The 21,841-nt window shown below is 65.2% G+C and carries 21 protein-coding genes and 1 tRNA gene; 15 read left to right on the top strand and 7 right to left on the bottom strand.

Annotated features, from left to right (window positions below):
• The first annotated feature begins 9 nt into the window (after positions 1-9).
• Positions 10-1,005, top strand: a complete 996-nt coding sequence (gene tilS, locus ACV959_RS07550; protein ID WP_475739260.1) for a tRNA lysidine(34) synthetase TilS — start codon at positions 10-12, stop codon at positions 1,003-1,005.
• A gap of 119 nt (positions 1,006-1,124) precedes the next feature.
• On the top strand, positions 1,125-3,044 hold the full coding sequence (ftsH, locus tag ACV959_RS07545) for an ATP-dependent zinc metalloprotease FtsH (RefSeq protein ID WP_475739259.1): 1,920 nt from the start codon (positions 1,125-1,127) through the stop codon (positions 3,042-3,044).
• 82 nt (positions 3,045-3,126) lie between these two features.
• On the opposite strand, the gene ACV959_RS07540 is transcribed toward ftsH, so the two are convergent.
• Entirely contained in the window at positions 3,127-3,390 is a 264-nt protein-coding gene (locus ACV959_RS07540; RefSeq protein ID WP_475739258.1) for a PilZ domain-containing protein, read from the bottom strand.
• Between the two features lie 95 nt (positions 3,391-3,485).
• Entirely contained in the window at positions 3,486-3,851 is a 366-nt protein-coding gene (gene arsC / locus ACV959_RS07535) for an arsenate reductase (glutaredoxin) (protein WP_475739257.1), read from the bottom strand.
• Positions 3,852-3,999: 148 nt separating this feature from the next.
• Here arsC and glmM point away from each other — a divergent pair, with 148 nt between their 5' ends.
• From glmM to xseA, 3 genes are all read left to right on the top strand, one after another.
• A complete protein-coding gene (gene glmM, locus ACV959_RS07530) occupies positions 4,000-5,346 on the top strand; it encodes a phosphoglucosamine mutase (RefSeq protein WP_475739256.1) in 1,347 nt (448 codons plus the stop codon).
• A gap of 219 nt (positions 5,347-5,565) precedes the next feature.
• Complete coding sequence (locus tag ACV959_RS07525; RefSeq protein WP_475739255.1) at positions 5,566-6,435, top strand: outer membrane protein; 870 nt, start codon at positions 5,566-5,568, stop codon at positions 6,433-6,435.
• Positions 6,436-6,529: 94 nt separating this feature from the next.
• Complete coding sequence (gene xseA, locus ACV959_RS07520; protein WP_475739254.1) at positions 6,530-8,071, top strand: exodeoxyribonuclease VII large subunit; 1,542 nt, start codon at positions 6,530-6,532, stop codon at positions 8,069-8,071.
• Here the strand turns inward: xseA and ACV959_RS07515 are convergent, their stop codons facing one another.
• Positions 8,072-8,521 (bottom strand): hypothetical protein, encoded by a 450-nt coding sequence (locus ACV959_RS07515; RefSeq protein ID WP_475739253.1) that lies wholly within the window; start codon positions 8,519-8,521, stop codon positions 8,072-8,074. It abuts the gene before it with no gap.
• Between the two features lie 154 nt (positions 8,522-8,675).
• Here ACV959_RS07515 and ACV959_RS07510 point away from each other — a divergent pair, with 154 nt between their 5' ends.
• From ACV959_RS07510 to ACV959_RS07500, 3 genes are all read left to right on the top strand, one after another.
• The gene (locus ACV959_RS07510) at positions 8,676-9,143 is read left to right on the top strand and encodes a hypothetical protein (protein ID WP_475739252.1); all 468 of its coding nucleotides are present in this window, start codon (positions 8,676-8,678) and stop codon (positions 9,141-9,143) included.
• Between the two features lie 169 nt (positions 9,144-9,312).
• A complete protein-coding gene (gene pal / locus ACV959_RS07505) occupies positions 9,313-9,843 on the top strand; it encodes a peptidoglycan-associated lipoprotein Pal (RefSeq protein WP_475739251.1) in 531 nt (176 codons plus the stop codon).
• 68 nt (positions 9,844-9,911) lie between these two features.
• Positions 9,912-9,987 (top strand) — tRNA-Trp (locus tag ACV959_RS07500).
• 105 nt (positions 9,988-10,092) lie between these two features.
• Here the strand turns inward: ACV959_RS07500 and ACV959_RS07495 are convergent.
• A complete protein-coding gene (locus ACV959_RS07495) occupies positions 10,093-10,473 on the bottom strand; it encodes a DUF2147 domain-containing protein (RefSeq protein ID WP_475739250.1) in 381 nt (126 codons plus the stop codon).
• A gap of 123 nt (positions 10,474-10,596) precedes the next feature.
• On the opposite strand from ACV959_RS07495, the gene ACV959_RS07490 reads away from it, so the two are divergent.
• The 3 genes from ACV959_RS07490 (at position 10,597) to ACV959_RS07480 (ending at position 13,365) form a co-directional block, all read left to right on the top strand.
• The gene (locus tag ACV959_RS07490; RefSeq protein ID WP_475739249.1) at positions 10,597-11,163 is read left to right on the top strand and encodes a DUF2585 family protein; all 567 of its coding nucleotides are present in this window, start codon (positions 10,597-10,599) and stop codon (positions 11,161-11,163) included.
• An 83-nt stretch (positions 11,164-11,246) separates the two neighbouring features.
• Positions 11,247-12,377: a glutamate 5-kinase gene (gene proB, locus ACV959_RS07485; protein WP_475739248.1), complete on the top strand. Its 1,131-nt coding sequence runs from the start codon at positions 11,247-11,249 to the stop codon at positions 12,375-12,377.
• Positions 12,378-12,639: 262 nt separating this feature from the next.
• The gene (locus tag ACV959_RS07480; protein ID WP_475739247.1) at positions 12,640-13,365 is read left to right on the top strand and encodes a DUF2076 domain-containing protein; all 726 of its coding nucleotides are present in this window, start codon (positions 12,640-12,642) and stop codon (positions 13,363-13,365) included.
• A gap of 97 nt (positions 13,366-13,462) precedes the next feature.
• Here the strand turns inward: ACV959_RS07480 and smbP are convergent, their stop codons facing one another.
• Positions 13,463-13,804: a small metal-binding protein SmbP gene (gene smbP, locus ACV959_RS07475; RefSeq protein ID WP_475739246.1), complete on the bottom strand. Its 342-nt coding sequence runs from the start codon at positions 13,802-13,804 to the stop codon at positions 13,463-13,465.
• 251 nt (positions 13,805-14,055) lie between these two features.
• Here smbP and ACV959_RS07470 point away from each other — a divergent pair, with 251 nt between their 5' ends.
• The gene (locus ACV959_RS07470) at positions 14,056-14,403 is read left to right on the top strand and encodes a hypothetical protein (RefSeq protein ID WP_475739245.1); all 348 of its coding nucleotides are present in this window, start codon (positions 14,056-14,058) and stop codon (positions 14,401-14,403) included.
• A gap of 24 nt (positions 14,404-14,427) precedes the next feature.
• Here the strand turns inward: ACV959_RS07470 and ACV959_RS07465 are convergent, their stop codons facing one another.
• Positions 14,428-15,876: an NAD-dependent succinate-semialdehyde dehydrogenase gene (locus ACV959_RS07465; RefSeq protein ID WP_475739616.1), complete on the bottom strand. Its 1,449-nt coding sequence runs from the start codon at positions 15,874-15,876 to the stop codon at positions 14,428-14,430.
• Between the two features lie 212 nt (positions 15,877-16,088).
• Here ACV959_RS07465 and ACV959_RS07460 point away from each other — a divergent pair, with 212 nt between their 5' ends.
• Entirely contained in the window at positions 16,089-17,204 is a 1,116-nt protein-coding gene (locus ACV959_RS07460; protein ID WP_475739244.1) for a glycosyltransferase family 4 protein, read from the top strand.
• Positions 17,201-18,775, top strand: a complete 1,575-nt coding sequence (locus ACV959_RS07455; protein ID WP_475739243.1) for a glucosamine inositolphosphorylceramide transferase family protein — start codon at positions 17,201-17,203, stop codon at positions 18,773-18,775. The genes ACV959_RS07460 and ACV959_RS07455 overlap by 4 nt, the downstream gene beginning before the upstream one ends.
• 61 nt (positions 18,776-18,836) lie before the next feature.
• On the opposite strand, the gene ACV959_RS07450 is transcribed toward ACV959_RS07455, so the two are convergent.
• Positions 18,837-20,207: a lipopolysaccharide biosynthesis protein gene (locus ACV959_RS07450; RefSeq protein ID WP_475739242.1), complete on the bottom strand. Its 1,371-nt coding sequence runs from the start codon at positions 20,205-20,207 to the stop codon at positions 18,837-18,839.
• Positions 20,208-20,449: 242 nt separating this feature from the next.
• Here ACV959_RS07450 and ACV959_RS07445 point away from each other — a divergent pair, with 242 nt between their 5' ends.
• On the top strand, positions 20,450-21,397 hold the full coding sequence (locus tag ACV959_RS07445) for a class I SAM-dependent methyltransferase (RefSeq protein WP_475739241.1): 948 nt from the start codon (positions 20,450-20,452) through the stop codon (positions 21,395-21,397).
• Positions 21,398-21,841 lie beyond the last annotated feature (444 nt).

The raw sequence follows: 21,841 nt of genomic DNA, 5'->3' as shown, positions 1-21,841 counted from the left end.
CGCCGCGTTGTGACCGGAGACCCCGCGGCCGGCGCGCTGGAGATGCTCGCGCCCTATCGCTCGCTGCTGCTCGCCGTCTCGGGCGGCCCCGACTCCGTGGCGCTCATGCTGCTATGCGCCGCTTGGCGCGCGCGCTCCGCCCATGCGATCGCGGTTGCGACCGTGGACCACGGCCTGCGCGCGACGTCCCGTTCGGAAGCCGTGCAGGTCGGCGACTGGGCGAGAGCGCTCGGCTTTTCGCACAGCCTCCTGACCTGGAAGGGAGAAAAGCCATCGTCCCGCATTCAGGAGCGCGCGCGCTCTGCGCGATACAGGCTGCTTGCCGCTTGCGCGGAGCAAATCGGCGCCGACGCCATCGTCACCGCCCATCATGCTGACGACCAGGCGGAGACGATTCTCTTCCGGCTGACGCGCGGCTCTGGCGTCACGGGCCTCGCCGGCATGTCGCCGATTTCCAAATTCGGGCGCATGGCGCTGCTGCGGCCGCTTCTTTCTCTAACCAAGGCCCAACTCGTCGAGATCTGCGAGCGGCGGCGGCACGCCTTTTTTCAGGATCCGTCCAACACGGACGAAACCTACGCCCGCGCGCGGCTGCGCAAGCTCATGCCGCTTCTCGCGGCGGAAGGCCTCGACGCCGCTGCACTGCGAAGACTTGGGGCGCGCGCTGCGCGCGCGGACGAAGGGCTCGACTTTTGCGCTCAGGAAGTCCGCCGCCGCGCCATGCTGGAAAGCGGCGTCGATTTCGCCCGTTTCGACGCCTCTATGTTGCGCAATCCGCCCGTCGAATTGTTGCAACGCATCATCGCCGCCGAAATCGACAGACTCGCGCCCGCCGCCCCGCTCCGCCTCGACCGGCTGGAACGCGCCGCGCGGCGCCTTCACGACGCTCTCTCGACAGGCGTGGCGATCCGCCTCACCCTCGCGGGCCTGATGCTGGACTGCGGCTTGCACCACCTCATCTTACGGCCTGCGCCGCCGCGTCGTCCGGACAGGCGTGAAGCTTGAGCCCTGCCTGGGCTCTCACCCCGCTCTCTTGGCAAGAAACAAGCGCGGGCCTAGATTAATTCCAAACCGGACCGCTTCGCGGGATCGTCCCGCCCAAGCGTTTCCTTACGGATTACGCGATGAACGCAAACTTCAGGAACCTCGCCTTGTGGGCCATCATCGGCCTGCTGGTGGTGGCGCTTGTCATGCTGTTTCAGCAGCCCGGCCAGCGAACGCCGATCCGGGACATTTCGTTCAGCGAGTTGCTCACGCAGGTCGATCAGGGCCGCGTTCACGACGTGACCATCTCCGGCAACGAGGTCGTTGGCCATTTCAACGACAACCGTCCCTTCACAACCTACATCCCGAACGACGCCAATCTGATTCCGCGTCTTCAGGCCCACAATGTCTCGATCAGCGCGAAGCCGTTGAGCGACGGCGGCGGCTGGCTGATGACGCTGCTTCTGAACGCCCTCCCCCTCGTGGCCTTCCTCGGCGTGTGGATCTTCCTCTCGCGCCAGATGCAGGGCGGCGCGGGCCGGGCGATGGGTTTTGGGAAGTCGAAGGCGAAGCTTTTGACGGAGACCCAGGGTCGGGTGACCTTCGAGGACGTTGCGGGGGTTGACGAGGCGAAGGAGGATTTGCAGGAGATTGTTGAGTTTCTTCGCGATCCGGGCAAATTCCAGCGTCTCGGCGGCCGGATACCGCGGGGCGTTTTGCTGGTGGGTCCGCCCGGCACGGGCAAGACGCTGCTGGCGCGGGCGATCGCGGGCGAGGCGGGGGTTCCCTTCTTCTCGATCTCGGGTTCGGACTTCGTGGAAATGTTCGTGGGCGTGGGCGCGAGCCGCGTGCGCGACATGTTCGAGCAGGCGAAGAAGAACGCGCCCTGCATTATTTTTGTCGACGAGATCGACGCGGTGGGCCGTCACCGGGGCGCGGGCCTTGGCGGCGGCAACGACGAGCGCGAGCAGACGCTGAACCAGCTGCTTGTTGAGATGGATGGGTTCGAGGCGAATGAGGGGATCATCCTGATCGCGGCGACGAACCGTCCGGACGTTCTCGATCCGGCGCTGATGCGTCCGGGCCGGTTCGACCGTCAGATCCAGGTTCCGAACCCGGACTTCATCGGCCGCGAGAAGATCCTGAAGGTTCACGCCCGCAAGGTGCCGCTGGCGCCGGACGTCGACCTGAAGGTGGTGGCGCGCGGCACGCCGGGGTTCTCGGGCGCGGATTTGATGAATCTTGTGAACGAGGCGGCGCTTCTGGCGGCGCGCCGGTCGAAGCGGATCGTGACGAATCAGGAGTTTGAGGACGCGCGCGACAAGATCATGATGGGCGCGGAGCGTCGCACCCTCTCCATGACGGAGGAGGAGAAGAAGCTCACGGCCTATCACGAGGGCGGCCATGCGCTGGTTCAGCTGACGGTTCCGGGGGCGATGCCGATCCACAAGGCGACGATCATCCCGCGCGGCCGCGCGCTGGGCATGGTTCAGGGTCTTCCCGAGCGGGATCAGGTGTCGCAGACCTACGAGCAGCTGACGGCGATGCTGGCGATCGCGATGGGCGGCCGCGTGGCGGAGGAGCTGGTTTTCGGCCACGACAAGGTGACGTCTGGCGCGGCGTCGGACATCCAGCAGTGCACGCGGGTTGCGCGGGCGATGATCACGCAGCTTGGCTTTTCGGACAAGCTCGGGACGGTCGCCTATGCGGACCCGCAGCAGGAGCAGTTCCTGGGTTATTCGATCGGGCGTCAGCAGACGCTGTCGGAGGCGACGCAGCAGACGATTGACGCGGAGGTTCGCCGTCTGGTTCAGGAAGCCTACGACAAGGCGAAGCAGATCCTGACGGAGAAGCGGGCTCAGCTGGACACGCTGGCGAATGCGCTTCTGGAGTTCGAGACGCTGACGGGCGAGGAGATGAAAGGCCTGCTGGTCGGCAAGCGCCCGGTCCGCGAGGACACGGGCTCGACCTCCGCCCAGCCCCCCCGCGGCTCCGCCGTCCCCGCAACAGGACAAAAACCCGAACCGGACGTTGGCGGCCTGTCGCCGAACCCGGTTTGACAAGCGAAGCCCGGCGTTTCCGCCGGGCTTTTTCTTTCGACGCGGATTGATCGCCGGGATGAGCCGGACAGCTCTCGCCCTGTCAGCCCTCGGTCGGCAGGAACTTCAATCCGATTTCCTCGCGCCGCCGCCAGATTGCCCTGGCGCGGCGTCTTTCGCTCATCTTCGCGATGACGAGGTCGAAGACGTCCGGCAGCACGATCTGATGATCGCAATGTATTTTTGCGCCCGTCTCGCTCAGATTGCGGATGACGCATTCGAAGGTTGACCGATCGAGAAATTCGATCCGGCCGCTCAATAATGTGCGCCGCCGCAGCGATTGCCGCCGTTCTTCCGTCGTGTTCATGGCGCCCTGCCCGCTTGCCTTATGAAACGCGCGCAAGAGCCTAGTCCCGTCGGCCTTCTGTGGACAGCGCAACCCCTTCTTAACGTTACCGGCCGTTATCCTGCCTTGGCTTGCGTGATCAGCGCCAGCACGGTCTCCGCCGGACGGCACAGCGCCGCCGTCTCGCCAATGACGACGATCGGCCGCTCGATCAGGATCGGGTGTTTTTCGATCGCCGCGAAAATCTCGTCGTCGCCCAGCGCTGGATTGTCGAGGTTCAGCTCGTCATAGGGCGTCCCGCGCTTGCGCAGAATGTCGCGCACGCCCTTCCCCATGCGCGCGAGCAGCTCTTGCAGGGTCCTTCGATCCGGCGGCGTCTTCAGATATTCGATGACCGTCGGCTCATAGCCGGCGTCGCGCAGCGCGGCGAGAACGTTGCGGGAGGCGCCGCAAGCCGGGTTGTGATAGATCGTCGGTTTCATATGGACATCCATTCGCTCAAGATGCAGATTGCCAATTAACTAATCATTAAGACAAGAGAATACACGGCGCATCGAATATGGCAGTTTGATACGCCGCTTTTACGCGCGATCGGAAGACATTGCAGTAATCCGACGAGAGGGACACGATATGGCCCGTAAATATTTCGGCACCGACGGCATTCGCGGCCTCGCCAACGTCAAGATCACGCCGGAACTTGCGATGAAAGTCGGCCAGGCGGCCGGCCTCATCTTCCAGCGGGGCGAAGGCCGCCACCGCGTGGTCATCGGCAAGGATACGCGTCTGTCCGGCTACATGATCGAATATGCGCTCGTCGCCGGCTTCACATCCGTGGGCATGGACCCGCTGCTGCTCGGGCCCATGCCCACGCCCGCGGTCGCCATGCTGACGCGCTCCATGCGCGCCGACGTCGGCGTGATGATCTCGGCCTCGCACAACGCCTTCGAGGACAACGGCATCAAGCTCTTCGGCCCCGACGGCCACAAGCTGTCGGACGAGATCGAGCATGAGATCGAGAAGCTGCTCGACAGCGATCTCGAGCGCAAGCTCGCGGGACCGACGCAGCTCGGCCGCGCCCGCCGCATCGACGACGTGCGCGCGCGCTACATCGAATACGCCAAGCACACCCTGCCCCGCCAGCTCAGTTTCGAGGGACTGCGCGTCGTGATCGACTGCGCGAACGGCGCCGCCTACAAGGTCGCGCCCGAGGCTTTGTGGGAGCTTGGCGCGGAAGTCATCGCCATCGGCGTCGAGCCGGACGGCTTCAACATCAATCGCGACGTCGGCTCCACCGCCCCGCAGGCCTTGCGCGAGAAGGTGCGCGAGTTTCGCGCCGACGTCGGCATCGCCCTCGACGGCGACGCGGACCGGGTCATCATGGTCGATGAAACCGGCGCCGTCATCGACGGCGATCAGGTGATGGCCGTGGTTGCGGCGAGCTGGCGCGAACAGGGCCTGCTGGCGAAGCCGGGGGTGGTCGCGACGATCATGTCGAACCTCGGACTGGAGCGCCATCTCGCCGGCATGGGCCTGACCCTCGAACGCACCGCCGTCGGCGACCGCTATGTGATCGAGCGCATGCGTCAGGGCGGCTACAATGTGGGCGGCGAGCAGTCTGGCCATGTGATCCTTTCGGATTATTCGACGACGGGCGACGGCCTCGTCACGGCGATGCAGGTGCTCGCGGAGGTCAAGCGGAAGGATCGCCGCGTCAGCGAGGTCTGCCATTGTTTCGAGCCGCTGCCGCAGGTGCTCAAGAACGTGCGCGCCCAGAAACGCGCGCTCGAAAAGGATGCGGTCGTCCTCGCCATCGACTCCGCCCGCGAACGCCTGGGCAATGCGGGCAGGCTCATCGTGCGCCCGTCGGGAACGGAGCCGGTGATTCGGGTGATGGGCGAGGGAGACGACCGCGACCTCGTCGAAACGCTTGTCGCGCAAGTCTGCAACGCGCTGAAAGATTCGGCCGAAGCGGCCTGATCGGCGACGGTGACGGGGTCGAAAAAACTTGTTTCGGCCCCGGCGCGCAACCAGCCCAGATGGAGCGATAAAGTTTAAAAACTCCAACAGCTTGGAGCGAATTCTGGTTAAGCGGTAAGGTTAACCTCGCTTTAAATCTTATCGGCCATGTTTACTCCCATTGGCTAAGCGCCACGGGACCGCTCCGCGGCCCTCTTTACGCAAAAGGGGAAAGTAATCATGGGCCGTTCACTCGCCCTCCTTTTAGCGGCCGCAGTTGTCGCCGGCGCAACCGCCGGCGCACGGGCGGCTGATCTTCTGCCGCCTCCGCCGCCGGTCGAGCCGCCTCCGCCGGTCGATTTCGGAGGCTGGTATCTGCGCGGCGACGTGGGCGTCGGCGCGACCCAAATTTCCGACTGGAGCTATTCGCTGCGGCCGGGCATCGACAACGCCGGCAACATCGCTATTCCCGGCGGTCCAGTCTGGAACACCTACAGGGCCTTGACCGATACGGCCTTCGCCGGCGCGGGCGTCGGCTATCAGTTCAACAACTGGTTCCGCTTCGATCTCACCGGCGAATACCGGATCCAGTCGTCCTACCGCGCGACGAACCATTTCTCCTTCCCGGGATGCGGATCGGCCTGTTTCGGTTTCGCTCAATACAATGCGAATCTCGGCACCGCCCTGTTTCTGGCCAACGCCTATTTCGATCTTGGCACCTGGTACGGCCTGACGCCCTTCGTCGGCGGCGGCATCGGCGCGGCGTTCCACAACTTCTCCGGCTTCACCGACTATGGCTTCGGCGTCGCGAACGGCGGCTACGGCTTCGCAGCCGACACGAGCCCGACGAACTTCGCCTGGGCGGTGATGGGCGGCCTGGGATATGCGGTCACGCCGAACCTGCGGCTCGAAGTCGCCTATCGCTACCTCGACATGGGCAAGATCACCAGCAATCCGATCAGCTGCAATTCGCTGCCCTGCTTCGGGGAACGCCACTCGTTCAACGTCGCCTCGAACGATATTCGCATCGGCTTCCGCTACATCATCCCGACGCTGGTCCCGCCGCCGCCCCCGCCCCCGCCCCCGGGGCCGCTGGTCCGCAAATACTGAATTCGCCTTCGGCGGAAGATCGACGGCGCGGGGTCTCCCCGCGCCGTTTCGTTTTGTTCTCGCGAAGGGCGCGCGAATCCGCCATATCGACGGCATGGAACGCGCCGACGACGAAGCGCCCGTAACGCAGGGAAGCAACGCGCCCGAACTCAGCGTCACGGAACTGGCCAATGCGCTCAAGCGCACGGTCGAGGACCGTTTCGGGCGCGTGCGCGTGCGCGGCGAGATTTCGAACTACAGGGGCCCGCACGCCTCCGGCCATGCGTATTTCTCGCTGAAGGACCAAGGCGCCCGTCTCGACGCGGTGATCTGGAAAGGAACGTTCCTTCGCCTGCGCACCCGGCCGCAGGAAGGACTGGAGGTCGTCGCGACCGGGCGCATCACCACCTTTCCCGGCAAGTCCTCCTATCAGATCGTCATCGAATCGCTAGAGCCGGCGGGCGTCGGCGCGCTCATGGCGCTTCTCGACGAGCGGCGCAAAAAACTCGCCGCCGAAGGGCTTTTCGACGACGCCCGCAAACGGCCCCTCCCCTTTCTGCCGAAGGTCGTCGGCGTCGTCACCTCGCCGACCGGGGCCGTCATTCGGGACATATTGCATCGTCTCAACGACCGCTTTCCCCGCCATGTGCTGGTGTGGCCGGTGCGCGTGCAGGGCGAGACCTCGGCGGAGGAAGTCGCCGCCGCGATCACAGGCTTCAACGCGCTGCGCCCCGGCGGCCGGATCCCGCGCCCGGATGTGCTCATCGTGGCGCGCGGCGGCGGCTCGCTGGAGGATTTGTGGAGCTTCAACGAGGAGATCGTCGTCCGCGCGGCCGCAGCGAGCGACATTCCGCTCATTTCCGCCATTGGCCATGAGACGGATACGACGCTGATCGACTTCGCCGCGGATTTACGCGCGCCGACGCCGACGGGCGCCGCAGAAAAGGCCGTGCCCGTTCGCGCGGAGCTCATCGAGCATCTGGCGGCGCGCGCGCGGCGGCTTTCGGCGGCGAAGACCCGCGCGATGGAGCAGCGGCGCAGTCAGCTTTCGACCCTGTCCCGGCTGTTGCCGGCGCCGGAACAACTGTTCCAAATTCCGCGCCAGCGGTTCGATCGCGCCTGCGAACGTCTTCGCGCCGCGATCCGCGCGTCGCAGGACGCGCGCCGGCTTCGCCTCTCGAAAATGGCGCATCTCCTCGCCGGCCATTCGCCTCAGGCCGAACTCGCGCGGGCGCGGGAGAAGCTGAAGGGGCTCGACGCGCGGCTGACCCAGGCCCTCGCCGCCCGTCTCGTCCTGGCGCGGCAGCAAAATCAGGCGAACGCCCGGCGCATCGAAAGCGCTGCGACACGGCTCGAGCACGCTGCGGCGGCGCTCCTCGCGCGAAAAAAGGAAAGCCTCGCGCGCCTCGCCCGCCTACAGGAGTCGCTGAGCCACAGGAAAGTGCTCGAACGCGGCTTTGCGCTCGTGCGCGACGAGAACGACGCGCTGGTCCGAGGCGTCGCGCAGGCGCCGCCGGGCGCGGCGCTCAGCATCGAATTCGCCGACGGTCGCGTCTTCGCGCGGGCCGGCGCCGTCGAGACGGCCGCTTCCTCTCCGGCCCCCGCGCGGCGCAAGGCGCGCAAGACCCCCGGAACCGATCAGGGCTCGCTGTTCTGACTATTCGAAGCGCATCTGGAAAGCGACGATGCTGCGCTGCATCTTGTCGCGCGGCATGTAACAGAAAACGTTGGTCGAGAGCCGCGCCTCCTGGCAATGCTCATGATCCTCGGTCCAGTCGTAGCCGAGCGTGTCCATACAGGACTTGATCTTTTCCTCGATCAGCTTCGGATTGTCCCGACGCTCGAGCGGAAAATCGCGCTCCACCTGAAATTCGCAGTCGGTGACGTCGATCTTCTGCCCCTCGAAATAGCGGCCGCTGGCGCCGCTCGTCACGAACATGGCCTCGGTGGCGAGGATGAAGACCAGGCCGAGTATCAGCGCGACCTTCTCCTGCGTTCTGGACTTCAGAAAATGGAGATCGAAAAAGGACAGGACGCCGATGACAAACAGGCCGCCGCCGATGATGAGCGTCAGCGGCGACAGAAACGGCGCGATCCCTTCGTTCATGACATCCTCCAGGTCCAAACCGACTGCTTATGATAGTTCCGCGCGGCGCGCCGGCAAGCGGTTGCGGCAATTTGCCAGCTTGACTACCCTTGTTTCACATAAGTCGCGGCGCGCGAGCGGCGGCGCGCCGGACGGACGTTCAAGGAATGGGACAATGCCAAGAAACCATGCCGTCGCGCTAGGCGCCATTTTCGCACTGACAGCCAGCTCCGCTTCCGCCTGTTTCATCGCCTGCCGTCCGACGGACGAGCACGCGCGAGAGGTCGTCAACCATCTCCTCCAGCAGCGTTATCATGCGCCCTTCGCCCTGCTCTCCTACGAGACGACCCGCACCGCCGATTTCGACATGATCGCGGGGGAGATGCGCGGCTATGAGATTTTCTTCAAGGCGACCGTCAAATTCCCGGAGGGCGCCAATCTGGACTGCGCGCCGGACGCCGCGCGCCGAGCCGCCGATTGCACCGACGACTCCTATTTCTCGCTCATCCGTCCGACCCGGCCGGTCCCCGACCAGCGGCAATATATCGAGCCCAACGGCGTGCGGACGTTCGACGAAGACCTGCGCTTCGCGGAACTCGGGGGCGGCTGGAAGGGCCCGGACGGCCAGCTTTACCAGCCATGAGCCCGGCCGTTCATTATTCGTTAACCATTTAACCCCTTATTAATGAAGGAGCGAATTCACTCGAATGCGTCAGGTTCGACACACCTTCGATAAAGGTTGACGGAACCTTCGCTTAACCCTGCCAGACTACGACTCTCTCGCAGTCGCCAGTCGTAACAGGAGTTGTTCCATGCTGATTTCTGGAAGCGCCCGCTGCGCCAAGTTCGCCTTTGCGGCGACGGCGGCGCTGGCCATGGCGGCCTGCGCGAAAAATGCGACCGACGAAGCCGGCGACCTCGCTGGCGGCGGCGCCGGCGGACGCGGCGGCATCGCGCGCAGCGGCGTCGCGAGTCCCGGCAGCGCCGCCGATTTCGCGCAGAACGTCGGCGACCGCATCTTCTTCGAGACCGACTCGACGGAGTTGACTTCGACCGCCCAGGCCACCCTCGACAGGCAGGCTGAATGGCTCAACCGCTACGGCCGCTACAGCTTCACGGTCGAGGGCCACGCCGACGAGCGCGGCACCCGCGAATATAATTTCGCGCTCGGCGCCCGCCGCGCGGAAGTGACGAAAAACTATCTCGTCTCGCGCGGCGTCGCCGCCTCGCGCATCCGCACGGTGAGCTTCGGGAAGGAGCGTCCGGTCGCGGTTTGCGACGATATTTCCTGCTGGTCCCAGAACCGCCGCGCGGTCACCGTGCTCGCCAGCGGGAATTCCTGATCGCAGGCGCGAAACAGGCTTGCGTCGGCGGCGCTGTTGCGGCATGAAGGCGCGCGCCTCGGCGCTGCAGGAGTGTAGCTCAACTGGTAGAGCACCGGTCTCCAAAACCGGGGGTTGGGGGTTCGAGCCCCTCCACTCCTGCCATCGCGCCAACTCTCCGCCGCTTCCTGTTCACCCTTGTCGCCGACAGGCTTGGGGCGGGCGCCCGCCGCGCAAAAAGCAGTCGCCGAACCGGATCGGGGCTTCCCGCTATTTCACCCGTGACCAGCTCACCGACTTGCAGATGAGCCCGCCCAGCACACAACCGGCGGTCGTGAGATGGTTTCCCGACAACGTCATGGTTCCCGAATAGGTTTTGCCGTCCTCCGGATTGAAGGCGTGACCGGCCCATCCGCCATTGCCGTCCGGAACCATGCCGTAGAAGACCCGCTGGCCCACTTTGCCGGGGCTGGAGGGGTCTTTCAGCCAAGCGATAACGCCGCAGAGCGCAGCGCCGCAGGGCGCGATGCGCACCTGAGCGCGCCCGTTGTCGCGCAGCCATGTGCCGGTCGGATCTCCGGCGGCCGTTGCGCCCGTGGCGAGACCGGCGAGCGCGAGCGCCACAGCCGCGCGAATGGCGACGTTCTTCATGCCTTTCTCCTCTTGCAATCGGGGATCCCGTCGCGCGCATCGCGCGCGGACCTTCAGAAAAACGCAAAACCTTACCGAATACTGTAAAGCTATTGAACCAGAACGCCACAAGGCCGGCGAGCGATGGCGAACGCCCAGTTAAGACGCTTTCTTTTTCTCGCCGGATTGACGCTCGGCGCGCAGGTCGCGGCGCTTTTCTTTTTCGGACAGCCGGCGATCTGCGGCTGCGGCTATGTGAAGCTGTGGGAAGGCGACGTTCTCTCGCCGGGAACCTCACAGCATATGGCCGACTGGTACAGCCTCACCCATGTCGTTCACGGGTTCATCTTCTATCTGCTGACCTGGCTCGCAGCGCCGCGCGCGCCGGCGTCGCAGCGGCTGTTGCTGGCGATCGGCGTCGAAGCTCTATGGGAAATTCTCGAAAACTCGTCCTTCTTCGTCCAACTCTACCGCCAGCAGGCGCTGGCGCAAGGCTATACGGGCGACAGCGTCATCAATTCGGTCTCGGACGTCTTCATGATGTCGATTGGCTTCGTCCTCGCCTGGCGGCTGCCGGTATGGGCCGTGGTCGGATTGGCGGCGGCGATGGAGATCGGCCTCGCGCTCGCCATCCGGGACAATCTCACGCTCAACCTGCTGAACTTCATCTACCCGACCGAGGCGATCCATCGCTGGCAGAGCGGGGGCTGAGGCGCTCATTTGCCCTCGCCCGCCCGCTTGGGCTAACTCTCCCCGCGTTCCCGAAGAATCAGAGCTCTCGCCCCCTCGCCCGCATGACCAAGCGCGCCCCCGACATCGACTCTTTTCGCCGCATCGTCGTCAAGGTGGGCTCGTCCCTTCTCGTCGACCCCGTGGCCGCGGCGGCGAAACAGCGCTGGCTGACGCGGCTTGCCGACGACATCGCGACCCTGCACCGCGGCGGCGCGGACGTTCTCGTCGTTTCCTCCGGCTCCGTTGCGCTGGGCCGCAGCGTGCTCGGATTGCCGCATGGCGCCCTGCCGCTCGAGGACAGCCAGGCCGCCGCGGCGGTCGGACAGATCGCGCTCGCCCGGCTCTGGGCGGAGGCGTTGCACGAGCGCGGGCTCGTCGCAGGCCAAATCCTCGTCACTTTCGGGGATACGGAAGAGCGCCGCCGCTATCTCTATGCGCGCGAGTGCGTCACCCGTCTCCTGTCGCTGCGCGCGGTGCCGGTCATCAACGAGAACGACACGGTGGCGACCGCTGAAATCCGCTATGGCGACAACGACCGGCTCGCCGCCCGCGTCGCGACCATGGCGAGCGCCGACCTGCTGGTGCTGCTCTCCGACGTCGACGGGCTCTACACCGCCCCGCCCGCCACCGACCCGACCGCGCGGCACCTCCCTGTCGTGCCGCGCGTCACGGCGGAGATCGAGGCCATGGCGGGCGGCGCGGCCTCGCAATATTCGCGCGGCGGAATGCGCACCAAGATCGAGGCGGCGAAGATCGCCACGACCGGCGGCGCGCATATGGTCATCGCGGACGGGCGCGAGGAAGCGCCGATCGCGCGCATCCGCAACGGCGCGCGCTGCACCTGGTTCCTGACGCCCTCGAACCCGGTGACGGCGCGCAAGAAATGGATCGCCGGCTCGCTGGAGCCCAAGGGCGCGGTGCATATCGACGAAGGCGCGGCGAAAGCGCTCGCCGCCGGCAAGAGCCTGCTGCCCGCCGGCGTCACCCGCATCGAAGGCGCCTTCGCCCGCGGCGACTGCATCGTGATCCGCAACCATCAGGGCGGCGAGATCGGCCGCGGGCTGGTCACCTATGACGCGGTGGACGCGGCCAAGATCGCCGGCCGTTCGACGAGGGACATCGAGGCGCTGCTGGGATTCAAGGGGCCGGACGAGATCATCCACCGCGACGACATGGCGCTCGCGGGGGAGTGAGCGCCGTCACAGAAGGGACGCTAATTCCCTGTAGCCAATTATACTTAGTTCTCGAATGCCGTCGCGTTCGGGCGATTGACGCAACGATTTTGCTTGTCCCGGCGAGAGCTCCGGACGTCATGACTGGAAACCCGCCGACCTTAACGGCAGCTTTCAAAACTTTAACCCCGCCGCGCGCGTGGCCGCCCTTGGCGCCATTCGAGCCTTCCCCATATCTTTAGTCGCCGCGCCTTTTCGGGCCGGTTCCTATGGGGAGAGACTGATGTCACCGGAAGAACGTCAACTGCTCGTCGGGCTGTTCGAGCGCACGAAGAGCGCCGCCAACGGTCCGCGCGACCAGGAGGCGGAAGCTTTCATCAACGAGCAGATCAAGCAACAGCCCGCCGCGCCTTATCTCTTGGCGCAGACGGTCATTGTGCAGGATCAGGCTTTGCAGGGCGCCAACGCCCGCATCGAGGAGCTCGAAGCGCAGGTGAAGCAACTGCAGTCGAAACCCGCGGGCGGTTTTCTCGGTGGGCTTTTCGGCGGCCAGCGCCAGGCTCCGCCGCCGCGCCGCCCGCCGCCGCCCGGTTATGGGCAGCCGCAGGGCGGGCCGTGGGGCGGGCAGCCCGGCTTCGCCCCGCAACAGGGTTACGCCCCTCCGCAGGCTGACGCCGGGGGAGGATTTCTGAAGGGCGCGCTCGGCACGGCCGCGGGCGTCGCGGGCGGCGTGCTCCTAGCCGACGGCATCCGCAACCTGTTCTCGCATGGCGCGGGCTACGGCGGAATGGGCAATCTCGGCATCGGCTCGGGCTTCGCGCCCGCGAGCGAGACAACTGTGATCAACAATTACTACGGCGACGGGCCAGGCGGTTACGACTCGGCCGGCTACGGCGATCAGGGTTACGACAACGCGGCCGACATGCAGGACGCCGATTACAGCACCGATCCCGGCTTCGACGATGGAGGCGGGTTTGACGATGGCGGCGACGGCGGCTTCGACGTCTGATCGCTGCAAAATGGATGAGATGGTCGCCCGCCGGAAGCACCGGCGGGCGTTTTCTTTGGGGAGCTGGGAGCGACGGCCATGCGCCGCTCCGCGCAGGTCACTGCGGCGCCCGCTCCAGTTCCTGGAGCGCCCGGTCGGCGATGGTGGTCGCGGCGCGGCGCTTCTTTTTGCCGAACTTGATCGCTTCCTTGAGCCGGTTGACGCCGGCCTTCACATAGGGGTTCGGCCGTTCGCGCTGCGCAGCTTCCGCGTGATGCAGCGCCTCCGTCGCGTGCCGGACGAGTTCGCTCGGCTTGCCCTCGCGGCCGGCGACGACCGCCTCGCGCGTATGGGCGATCGCCTCGGAAAGGTGGTTCTCGTCTTGCGCGAGCGCACCCCCGGACGTCCCCAACAGCGTCAGCGCCGCGCCGAGCGCGAGCATCTTCAATTGTCTGATCACCTTCGCCTCCCTTCGAGCCTTCCGGTCTCTTGTTTCGCGACGACTGCGCGGGCGATCATGACGCAAGGTCACGCCCCGCGCACGTCCGTCGAACCAATCAATAGCCAAAAAACCGGCGGTTTCAAAGCGTTCCCGGCGGAAACCGCTTGGTGCGGCCCGCCGTGTGCGCCAGCGCACCGCTCCGAGCGGCGGCGGATTTTAAACCTCTTCTCGTTCGCAAGACGAACGCCAACGAAGAAGGGATCCTGATCATGAACCGCATCGCCGCCGTCCGCGCCGCCACCGCTCGCAAATTCGCTTCGCGCCCCGTGCGCGCCGCACTCGCCGTGAAGATCGCGCTCGCCGTCCTCGCCGCCAATGTGAGCTTCGCCGCCGCCAAGGTCGTCTTCCACAAGACGGTCGCCGCCGTCCCGGCCGTCGCCGCGAGCGTGTCCACCGTCAGGCCTTTCATCATCCCGGTCGAAGACAATGCCGAAGCCGAAACGCGGGAGATCGCCGTGGCGAGCGTCCAAAACTGCCATGAGGTCGTGGTGGAAACCGACGAAGGTTATGGCGTTCGCGGCTCGGTCGTCCGCACGGTCTGCCGGAAGGCCTTGTGAGGGCGCGCGCCCTCGCAGTTCTCCTCACATGCCGCCCAGGCAGACATATTTCAGCTCCAGATAATCCTCGATGCCATATCGGGAGCCCTCTCGTCCGAGGCCGGAATGTTTCACCCCGCCGAAGGGTGCGGCCTCCGAGGTAATGATGCTCTCGTTGACGCCCACCATGCCAAATTCCAGCTTCTCCGCGACGCGGAAGATCCGGGCGACGTCGCGGCTGTAGAAGTAGGCCGCGAGCCCATAGGGCGTCGCATTGGCGAGGCGGATCGCCTCTTCCTCAGTATCGAAGGAGATGACGGGCGCCACGGGGCCAAAGGTTTCCTCCCGGAAAATCAGCGCGTCCGCCGGCACATCGGCCAGCACCGTCGGCTCGAAGAACAACCCGCCGAGCTTGTGGCGGGCGCCCCCGGCAAGCACGCGCGCGCCATGCGCCAGGGCGTCCGCGATATGGCGTTCGACCTTTTCGACCGCGGCTTCCTCGATCATTGGGCCGATGGCGACGCCGTCATCCGATCCCGCCCCGACTTTCAAGGCGGCGGCGGCTTCCGCGAGCTTGCGCGCGAACGCGTCGGCGACGCGCGTCTGCACGAGAAAACGGTTCGCAGAAATGCAGGTCTGGCCGCAATTTCGATATTTGGTCGCGATGGCGCCTTTCACCGCGCGATCGAGATCGGCGTCCTCGAAGACGATAAGCGGCGCATTGCCGCCAAGCTCCATCGAGCACTTCTGAACGTTCTCGGCCGCCTGGCGCATCAGGATTTTGCCGACTTCCGTCGAGCCGGTGAACGTAAGCTTGCGCACGACCGGATTGCGCGTGAGCTCCTGCCCGACGGGCGCGGGATCGCGCGCGGTGACGACATTCACTACGCCTGCCGGAACCCCGGCGCGCTGCGCGATGTCCGCCAGCGCCAGCGCCGAGAAAGGCGTAAGCTCCGCGGGTTTGACCACGAGCGCGCAGCCGGCGGCGAGCGCCGCCGCCGCCTTGCGCGCGAGCATGGCGGAGGGAAAGTTCCAGGGCGTGATCGCCGCCGCGACGCCGATCGCCTGTTTCAGGACGAAAAGACGCCGATCCATGGCGCCCGGAACGACGTCGCCATAAACGCGACGCCCCTCCTCCGCGAACCAGTCCACAAAGGAGGCGCCATAGGCGATCTCCGCGCGCGCCTCGGCCAGCGGCTTGCCCTGCTCCGCCGTGATGATGCGCGCAAGCCGCTCCTGTTCGGCGATCATCATTTCATACCAGCGCCGCATGATCTGGGCGCGCTCCTTCGCCGGCCGGTCGCGCCACGACGGCAGCGCACGCTCCGCCGCCTCGATCGCTCGGCGCGTTTCGGCCGCGCCCATATCGGGAACGGTTCCGAGCGTCGCGCCTGTCGCGGGATCGGTCACAGTGAAAACGGCCCCGCCGTCCGCTTCAACCCATTCGCCGCCGATCAAAGCCCTTTCGATGAGGGAAAGCTGCGTCGCATCCATTGGCCTAGGTTTCCTCGACAGTCGCGCGGCGCTCCGCCGCCTGCGCATTCAGATAGCGGAATGAATCAAAAAATTTTCGCCGATTGTCGCGTTTCGTAAACGAATATTCTGCTTAACCCTGACGAACGGCGCTGCTGGCGCGCGCCGCCTGACCATGGCTAAATCAATTTGTCGAAAAACCGCGCCATCGCACAGCTTCAAAAGTCGATCCGTTGACATCGCCGAAACAAAAGACCGTCGCCATCGTTCAGACGCAGGCCGAGAACGCCGGCGCGCAGGAGGTCGCGCGCCAGCTCGCGCGAGGATTCGAAAAGCGCGGCTGGCGCACGCGGCAAATCTTTTTCTACCGCCGCACCGAAAGCTTCGACGGAGAAAGCAATGTCTTCTTCTGCGCCAAGGAGCGCCCGTCGTCGCCTTTGGCGGTGCTGAAGATGGTCGGCGAGCTTTACAAGGAGTTCCGCCGCGAGTCGCCCGACGTGGTGATGACCCTCCAGCACTATGGAAACCTCATCGCCGCGCCCGTCGCGAAACTGTCGGGCGCGCCGATCGTCATCGCCAATCAGCTGTCCGCGGCGGAGCTTATTCCGGGCGCCGTCGGGGCAGTCGACAAGCTGATGGGCGCGGTCGGCCTTTACGATCACATTGTCGTCAATTCCGGCCGTATGGAAGCGACCTATCGCGGGTATCCCCCGGCCTATATGAAGCGCATGACGCGCATCGACCATGGCTTTTTCGACAAGTCCGCGCGCGTCTCCAAAGCCGACGCCCGCCGCGAACTGGGCCTGCCGCAGGACGCCGAACTACTTGGTTGCGCGGCCCGGCTGCATCCCCTGAAACAGATCGATCTCGCGATACGCGTTTTGACGATGAACGACGCCCAGCATCTCGCCATCGCCGGACAGGGGCAGGAACGCGAAAATCTCGAAACGCTCGCGACGTCCCTCGGCGTCGCGGATCGGGTCCATTTCCTCGGCGAACTGGGAACCACGCAAATGGGCGTCTTCCTCGCCGCCCTCGACTGCTTCGTTTTCCCGAGCGCCACCGAATCCTTCGGTCTCGCGCCAGTCGAGGCGGCGCAGGCGGGCGTGCCGGTCGTGGCGAACGACATCGAAGTGTTGCGCGAAGTGCTCGCCGTCGACGGCGCGGCCTGCGCCCTGTTCATCGACGCCAGGGATACGGAAAGTTTCGCGGCCGCGGTGCGACGTGTGCTGGGCGACCCCGCGCTGAACGAGTCGCTGACAAGAGTGGGCCGCCGCCTCGTCGAGCGCTATCCGCTGGACGGCATGATCGACGACTATCTGCGCCTGATGGTCAGGCGCGCTTCATGAATTTCCGGCGCCTCGTCATCGTCGCGCCGTCGTCGCGCTACATGCGCTGGCACGAGCGGCTGCGCGACAGCCTGGCGCGGCGGTGGCCCGGCGCGGACATCCTTCTGCGCTTCGAGTTCGTCGACGATCCGCAGCCATCTTCCGTCACGCAATTGCTGACGCTCGAAAGGCTGCTCCTGCGTTCCAAGACCCCGCCGCTCTGCGAAAGGCTCGACGCTCAGGCCGCGCAGTCGAGCCTGGACGCGCAGGCCGATGTGATCGTCGACCTCACGGGCCGCCTGCAAGCCGCGAAAGGCGCACGTGTTCTACGTCCGCTGTATGACGGCCAGGAATCCGATCAGGCCGCCATCGCCGCGCTCCTCGCCGGGGCCGCCCCCGCCCTCGCCGTCGAAGACGCCGGGAGAGGGGTCATCCTCACCGAAGGCCTTCCCTCGCTCGAGACGGCGCACGGCCTCACCAGCGGTCTCGACGCCGTCTACTCTCGGATCATCCTACTCATTGAAATGGCGCTGGCTGGCGCGCCGGACAGCGCCGCGACGCCCATCGCGCGCGAGGATCGACATGCGCGCAAGCCGCTGGACTTCTTCCTGCGCGGCCTCGCCTTCCAATGTGTGAGGGCCATCTACCATCTGTGCTGCCACTCGCCGCACTGGCGCGTCGGCTGGCGTTTCAACGACGGTCCTGGAGTCTTCGAGTCCGGCGGGCTGGCGGGCGCGCGCTGGCGCGTGTTGACCGACCGCGCCATGGGCTTCGCCGCCGATCCCTTCCCGATCGAATGGCGCGGCCGAATGGGCGTCTTTTTCGAGTCCATGGACTATCGCACCAACAAGGGCGCAATCGGTTTCCAGGAATTCGGCCCGGACGGGCCGCTCGGCGAACCCGTCGTCGCGCTCGCCGAGCCATGGCATCTCTCCTATCCCTTCCTGATCTCGCATGAGGGCGCGCTCTACATGCTGCCCGAAGCGTCGGCCTCGAAGGCCGCCACGCTTTACCGCTGCGTCGACTTCCCCGCGAAATGGGAGCCGGTCGCCCGGCTGCTCGACGGCGTCGAAGCCGCCGACGCCACGATTTTCAGGCATGAGGACCGCTACTGGATGACCTCCGTCGTGCGCGACGGAATCGGCGGCTATTCGGACACGCTCGCCCTGCACTATTCCGGCAGCCTGTTCGGACCATGGAAGCCGCATGCGCTTTATCCGGCGCTGGTCGACTCGCGTTTCGCGCGGCCGGCTGGCGCCGTCGTCGCACGCAACGGCGCGCTCTTCCGGCCAGTGCAGGATTGCACCTATGGATACGGCAAGGGCCTGACGATCATGCGCATCGACCAGCTGGACCCTGAGGTCTTTCATCAATCCTTCGAGCGCCGGATCGCGCCCGGCGCCGGTTGGCCGGGCGATCGCCTGCACACCGTCAACCATTGGGGCCGGCTCGAGTGCATCGACGGCGCCATTCTCACGCCAAAACCGCTCTTGCTGCGCCGCATCGTCCAAAACCATATCGATTCGCGTGGACTTGGCCCCGCGGACGCCGCAGGCGAGAGACCCATGAGCCTCGCCCTCTCCGAAGACTGAAGAAGAAAAAAGCGGCCGAAAATCGCGGCCGCGCCCCCTTCGACGTGGGCCGTCCTTTTCTTTAATCGGATGACGCCACCTTGATCGGGCCAATCGAACGATCGCCGAGCCTCGCACGCAAATAACCGACAACGCTGAAGATCGAAGTATCCACCCCGCAGACCCGGCGGCAGATCGCCACGAGCGCCGCAGCCAACGGCGCGTTGACCAACGCCCAGCCACAGGCGGCGCCGAATGCGCCAAACCGCCACGCAAGGATCGCCGAGAGCGCGACGCGCCCCGCCGTCGCCGCAGTAATCACACGTGAATAGAGCTTTTCGTGACCCGTCGTGAGCAGCACGACGGAGGAAGAGCCGCAGGTCGACATGATGAAGCAAGCGGTCGCAAGCACGACGAGCGTCGGATAGACGACCGAATAGCGATCTCCGAAGATCGTGAGGATTTCTGCGCCGAAAACGTAGATCAACAAAAGGCAGGGAGCGACCAGAGCCGTCGACACCACGACGAGCGAGCGAAGCATATCCTGCAAGCGGTCGATCTGCCCGGAAAAATAAAGCTGGGAACTGTGCGCGTAGGTGTAGGTGTTGAGCCCGGTCTGCACCATCAGAAATATGGCCGCGATGCGCGCGGCCACGAAATACTCGCCCGCCACCGCTGGGGTGGCAACATAGCCGATCAGAATGACGTCGAAATAGAGTCCCGCCGCCTCGACGACCGCGGAGATCCACATCGAAATTCCGCGGGAAAACCAAGTCTTGCTGTCCGCTTGCGTAAGCGTTTCTACCGGATGTCCGAGATAGGCCCGTCGCATGAACCAGAGCTGCGCGACGAGCGAGAGAAGCTGTCCGACGCCCGCTGCGATAAAGAACTCGGCCGGCGTGAGCCCTTGGCGCAAGACGGCCCAGACCACGACAGTGAGCAGCAGTATGCGCCAGAACAATTCGCGATTGGTCTCCGAGACGACGAAATTCACCGCGACGCGCGTCGAATGCGACGAATAGTGCAGGAACGTCTGCGTCAACAGGAAGAAAGCGGCCGCGAGCAGCGACGTCCGCGCGAGCCCGGGGAAAAGAAACGGCGCGAGAAGGAGCATGCCCGCGAGAAAGACGATTGCGGAGGCGATCGTCATTTTCCAGCCGAAGCGATAGGCGCCCCACGCCTGTTCATAGTCGCCCTTGCCGGCGTATTCGCCGAAGGAGCGCGCAATCAGCGTGTCCTGACCAAAGACCGCTCCGACGGCCAGCAGACTCACGGCGTTGAACCAGATCGCGAGCCGCCCGAATTCGTCCGCCGTCATCGCGCGCGCCGCCAGCGTAAACACGATGAGCGTCAACAATGCGCCGCCGGCCTTGATCCCCATCGCGAGAATGGCGCCGACGGCGGTGCGATGCGCGGCGAGCCGGGAAACAAGGACGTTCAACTGCTTTTGCATGAGCGAAAAGACTCCGCTTGTTGCAATCGAGATAGCGCGAGACGGAATCCCCCGCCACTTCATCCTCTCGAAACGGTTAGCGGAAAGGGAATAAATCGCGCCAGCCGCGGCTTTAACCTCTGGTGAACGCCAAGCCTCGATTTTGCAGGCGGCATTCGCGTCAAAAACCTTATGTTCAGCCCAAGGCCGTAGCTTCCGCCGCATGTTGTCTGCGCCGGGACCGTCCCGAGGAGCTCCAGTTGATGTCCGACGAAATTCTTCGATGCCCCTGCAAGGAGAAGCGCCCCCTCGTCGAAAAGGACGGCGATCTCGCCTGTGCGGGCGCGGACTGTCCGCATTCCCAGGCTCCTCATCTCTTCAGGCGCTTCGGCGGCAAGCCGATCCTGATCGCTTTCGAGAAGACCGATACGCTCTGCACGCCTTCGGCCTACGAGACCGGCAAATTCTATTTTCCACGCAAGGCCACGAAATTCATGGAGTTCGCGCGCGGACTCTTCTACGGCGTGTCGCAGCGAACGCTGGCGAACTGCGCCCGCTTCGTCGACATGGTGAAGCAAAAGAACCCGGGCCCGCGCGTTCTCGTCATCGGTTCCGGATCGAAAGGCAGCGGAACCGAACGTCTTTGGGACGACGAGGCCATTCGCAAGACCGGCGTCGACATCTATTTCAGCCCGAGCGTCGACTACATCGCCGACGCACATTTCCTTCCCTTCGCCGACGCAAGCTTCGACGGCGTGTGGATCCAGGCGGTGCTCGAGCATGTGGCCGCGCCGGCGGACGTCGTCGCCGAAATCGCGCGCATGCTAAAGCCCGAGGGCGTCGTCTATGCCGAAACGCCCTTTATGCAGCAGGTGCACGAAGGCGCCTACGATTTCACGCGCTACACGGTGACGGGCCACCGCTTTCTCTTCAGGGATTTCTCCCTCGTCCACATGGGCGGCAACGGCGGCCCGGCGTTCGTTCTCGCCTGGTCGGTGAAATATCTGGTCTGGGGGCTCACCCGCAGCAAGAAAGCCGGCGTCGCCGCCGGGCTGCCATTTTTTTTGCTCGCGCGCCTTCTCGATCGCTTCGTCGGCGAGCCGGCGATGTGGGACGGGCCTTCCGGGGTGTTTTTCCTTGGCGTGAAGAATACCGAACATCCGGCGCGCGCGAGGGATTTGCCGGCGCTCTACCAGGGATTCCAGCGCTGACCAGGCCCGCATTAATCTTTTGTTAGCGACAACGGAGCGTTAATCGCGCGCAGCCGCGTCGCCCCCGCAAGGCGCGGCGGCAGGAGCTTACGTGCGCGACCCCCGTCTCGCGATCGCGACCATCGCCGGCGACCTTCCGGCTGCGCGCGGCCGGCCGGCCGGCGTTCGCGACGCATGGCCCGACCTCGGCCGAGGCTTCGCGCTCGCCTTTCTGTTGACCGGCGCGCCGATTTTCCTGCACGTCCTATCGCAGCCTCTCGCGATCGTGTTCTGCCTTGCCGCCGCAATAGTCGTCGGCCGCATTTTCGAGCAGGATGTTCCCATCGTCATTCTGACCGCGAACATCTTCCAGAACGTGTTCATCTCGCTCGTGTCGGTGAACTACACGAGTTTCACCGACATCGAATTCCTCAAGAGCTACAACTTCATCACGACGATCGTCTG

It is taken from the genome of Methylocystis sp. Se48 (assembly GCF_056269425.1).
The sequence above is the reverse complement of the archived record's forward strand: the minus strand, read 5'-3'. Positions and strand labels throughout refer to the sequence as shown.

Excerpts from the sequence above, each read along its gene's own strand:
- proB (WP_475739248.1), top strand. The coding sequence starts at position 11,247 with ATGACCAAGCGCGCCCCCGACATCGACTCTTTTCGCCGCATCGTCGTC.
- glmM (WP_475739256.1), top strand. The coding sequence starts at position 4,000 with ATGGCCCGTAAATATTTCGGCACCGACGGCATTCGCGGCCTCGCCAAC.
- ACV959_RS07525 (WP_475739255.1), top strand. The coding sequence starts at position 5,566 with ATGGGCCGTTCACTCGCCCTCCTTTTAGCGGCCGCAGTTGTCGCCGGC.
- ACV959_RS07515 (WP_475739253.1), bottom strand. The coding sequence starts at position 8,521 with ATGAACGAAGGGATCGCGCCGTTTCTGTCGCCGCTGACGCTCATCATC.
- pal (WP_475739251.1), top strand. The coding sequence starts at position 9,313 with ATGCTGATTTCTGGAAGCGCCCGCTGCGCCAAGTTCGCCTTTGCGGCG.
- ACV959_RS07490 (WP_475739249.1), top strand. The coding sequence starts at position 10,597 with ATGGCGAACGCCCAGTTAAGACGCTTTCTTTTTCTCGCCGGATTGACG.
- ACV959_RS07465 (WP_475739616.1), bottom strand. The coding sequence starts at position 15,876 with ATGGATGCGACGCAGCTTTCCCTCATCGAAAGGGCTTTGATCGGCGGC.
- arsC (WP_475739257.1), bottom strand. The coding sequence starts at position 3,851 with ATGAAACCGACGATCTATCACAACCCGGCTTGCGGCGCCTCCCGCAAC.
- ACV959_RS07470 (WP_475739245.1), top strand. The coding sequence starts at position 14,056 with ATGAACCGCATCGCCGCCGTCCGCGCCGCCACCGCTCGCAAATTCGCT.
- ACV959_RS07495 (WP_475739250.1), bottom strand. The coding sequence starts at position 10,473 with ATGAAGAACGTCGCCATTCGCGCGGCTGTGGCGCTCGCGCTCGCCGGT.
- ACV959_RS07540 (WP_475739258.1), bottom strand. The coding sequence starts at position 3,390 with ATGAACACGACGGAAGAACGGCGGCAATCGCTGCGGCGGCGCACATTA.
- ACV959_RS07480 (WP_475739247.1), top strand. The coding sequence starts at position 12,640 with ATGTCACCGGAAGAACGTCAACTGCTCGTCGGGCTGTTCGAGCGCACG.
- ACV959_RS07510 (WP_475739252.1), top strand. The coding sequence starts at position 8,676 with ATGCCAAGAAACCATGCCGTCGCGCTAGGCGCCATTTTCGCACTGACA.
- ACV959_RS07450 (WP_475739242.1), bottom strand. The coding sequence starts at position 20,207 with ATGCAAAAGCAGTTGAACGTCCTTGTTTCCCGGCTCGCCGCGCATCGC.
- ACV959_RS07455 (WP_475739243.1), top strand. The coding sequence starts at position 17,201 with ATGAATTTCCGGCGCCTCGTCATCGTCGCGCCGTCGTCGCGCTACATG.
- ACV959_RS07445 (WP_475739241.1), top strand. The coding sequence starts at position 20,450 with ATGTCCGACGAAATTCTTCGATGCCCCTGCAAGGAGAAGCGCCCCCTC.
- ftsH (WP_475739259.1), top strand. The coding sequence starts at position 1,125 with ATGAACGCAAACTTCAGGAACCTCGCCTTGTGGGCCATCATCGGCCTG.
- xseA (WP_475739254.1), top strand. The coding sequence starts at position 6,530 with ATGGAACGCGCCGACGACGAAGCGCCCGTAACGCAGGGAAGCAACGCG.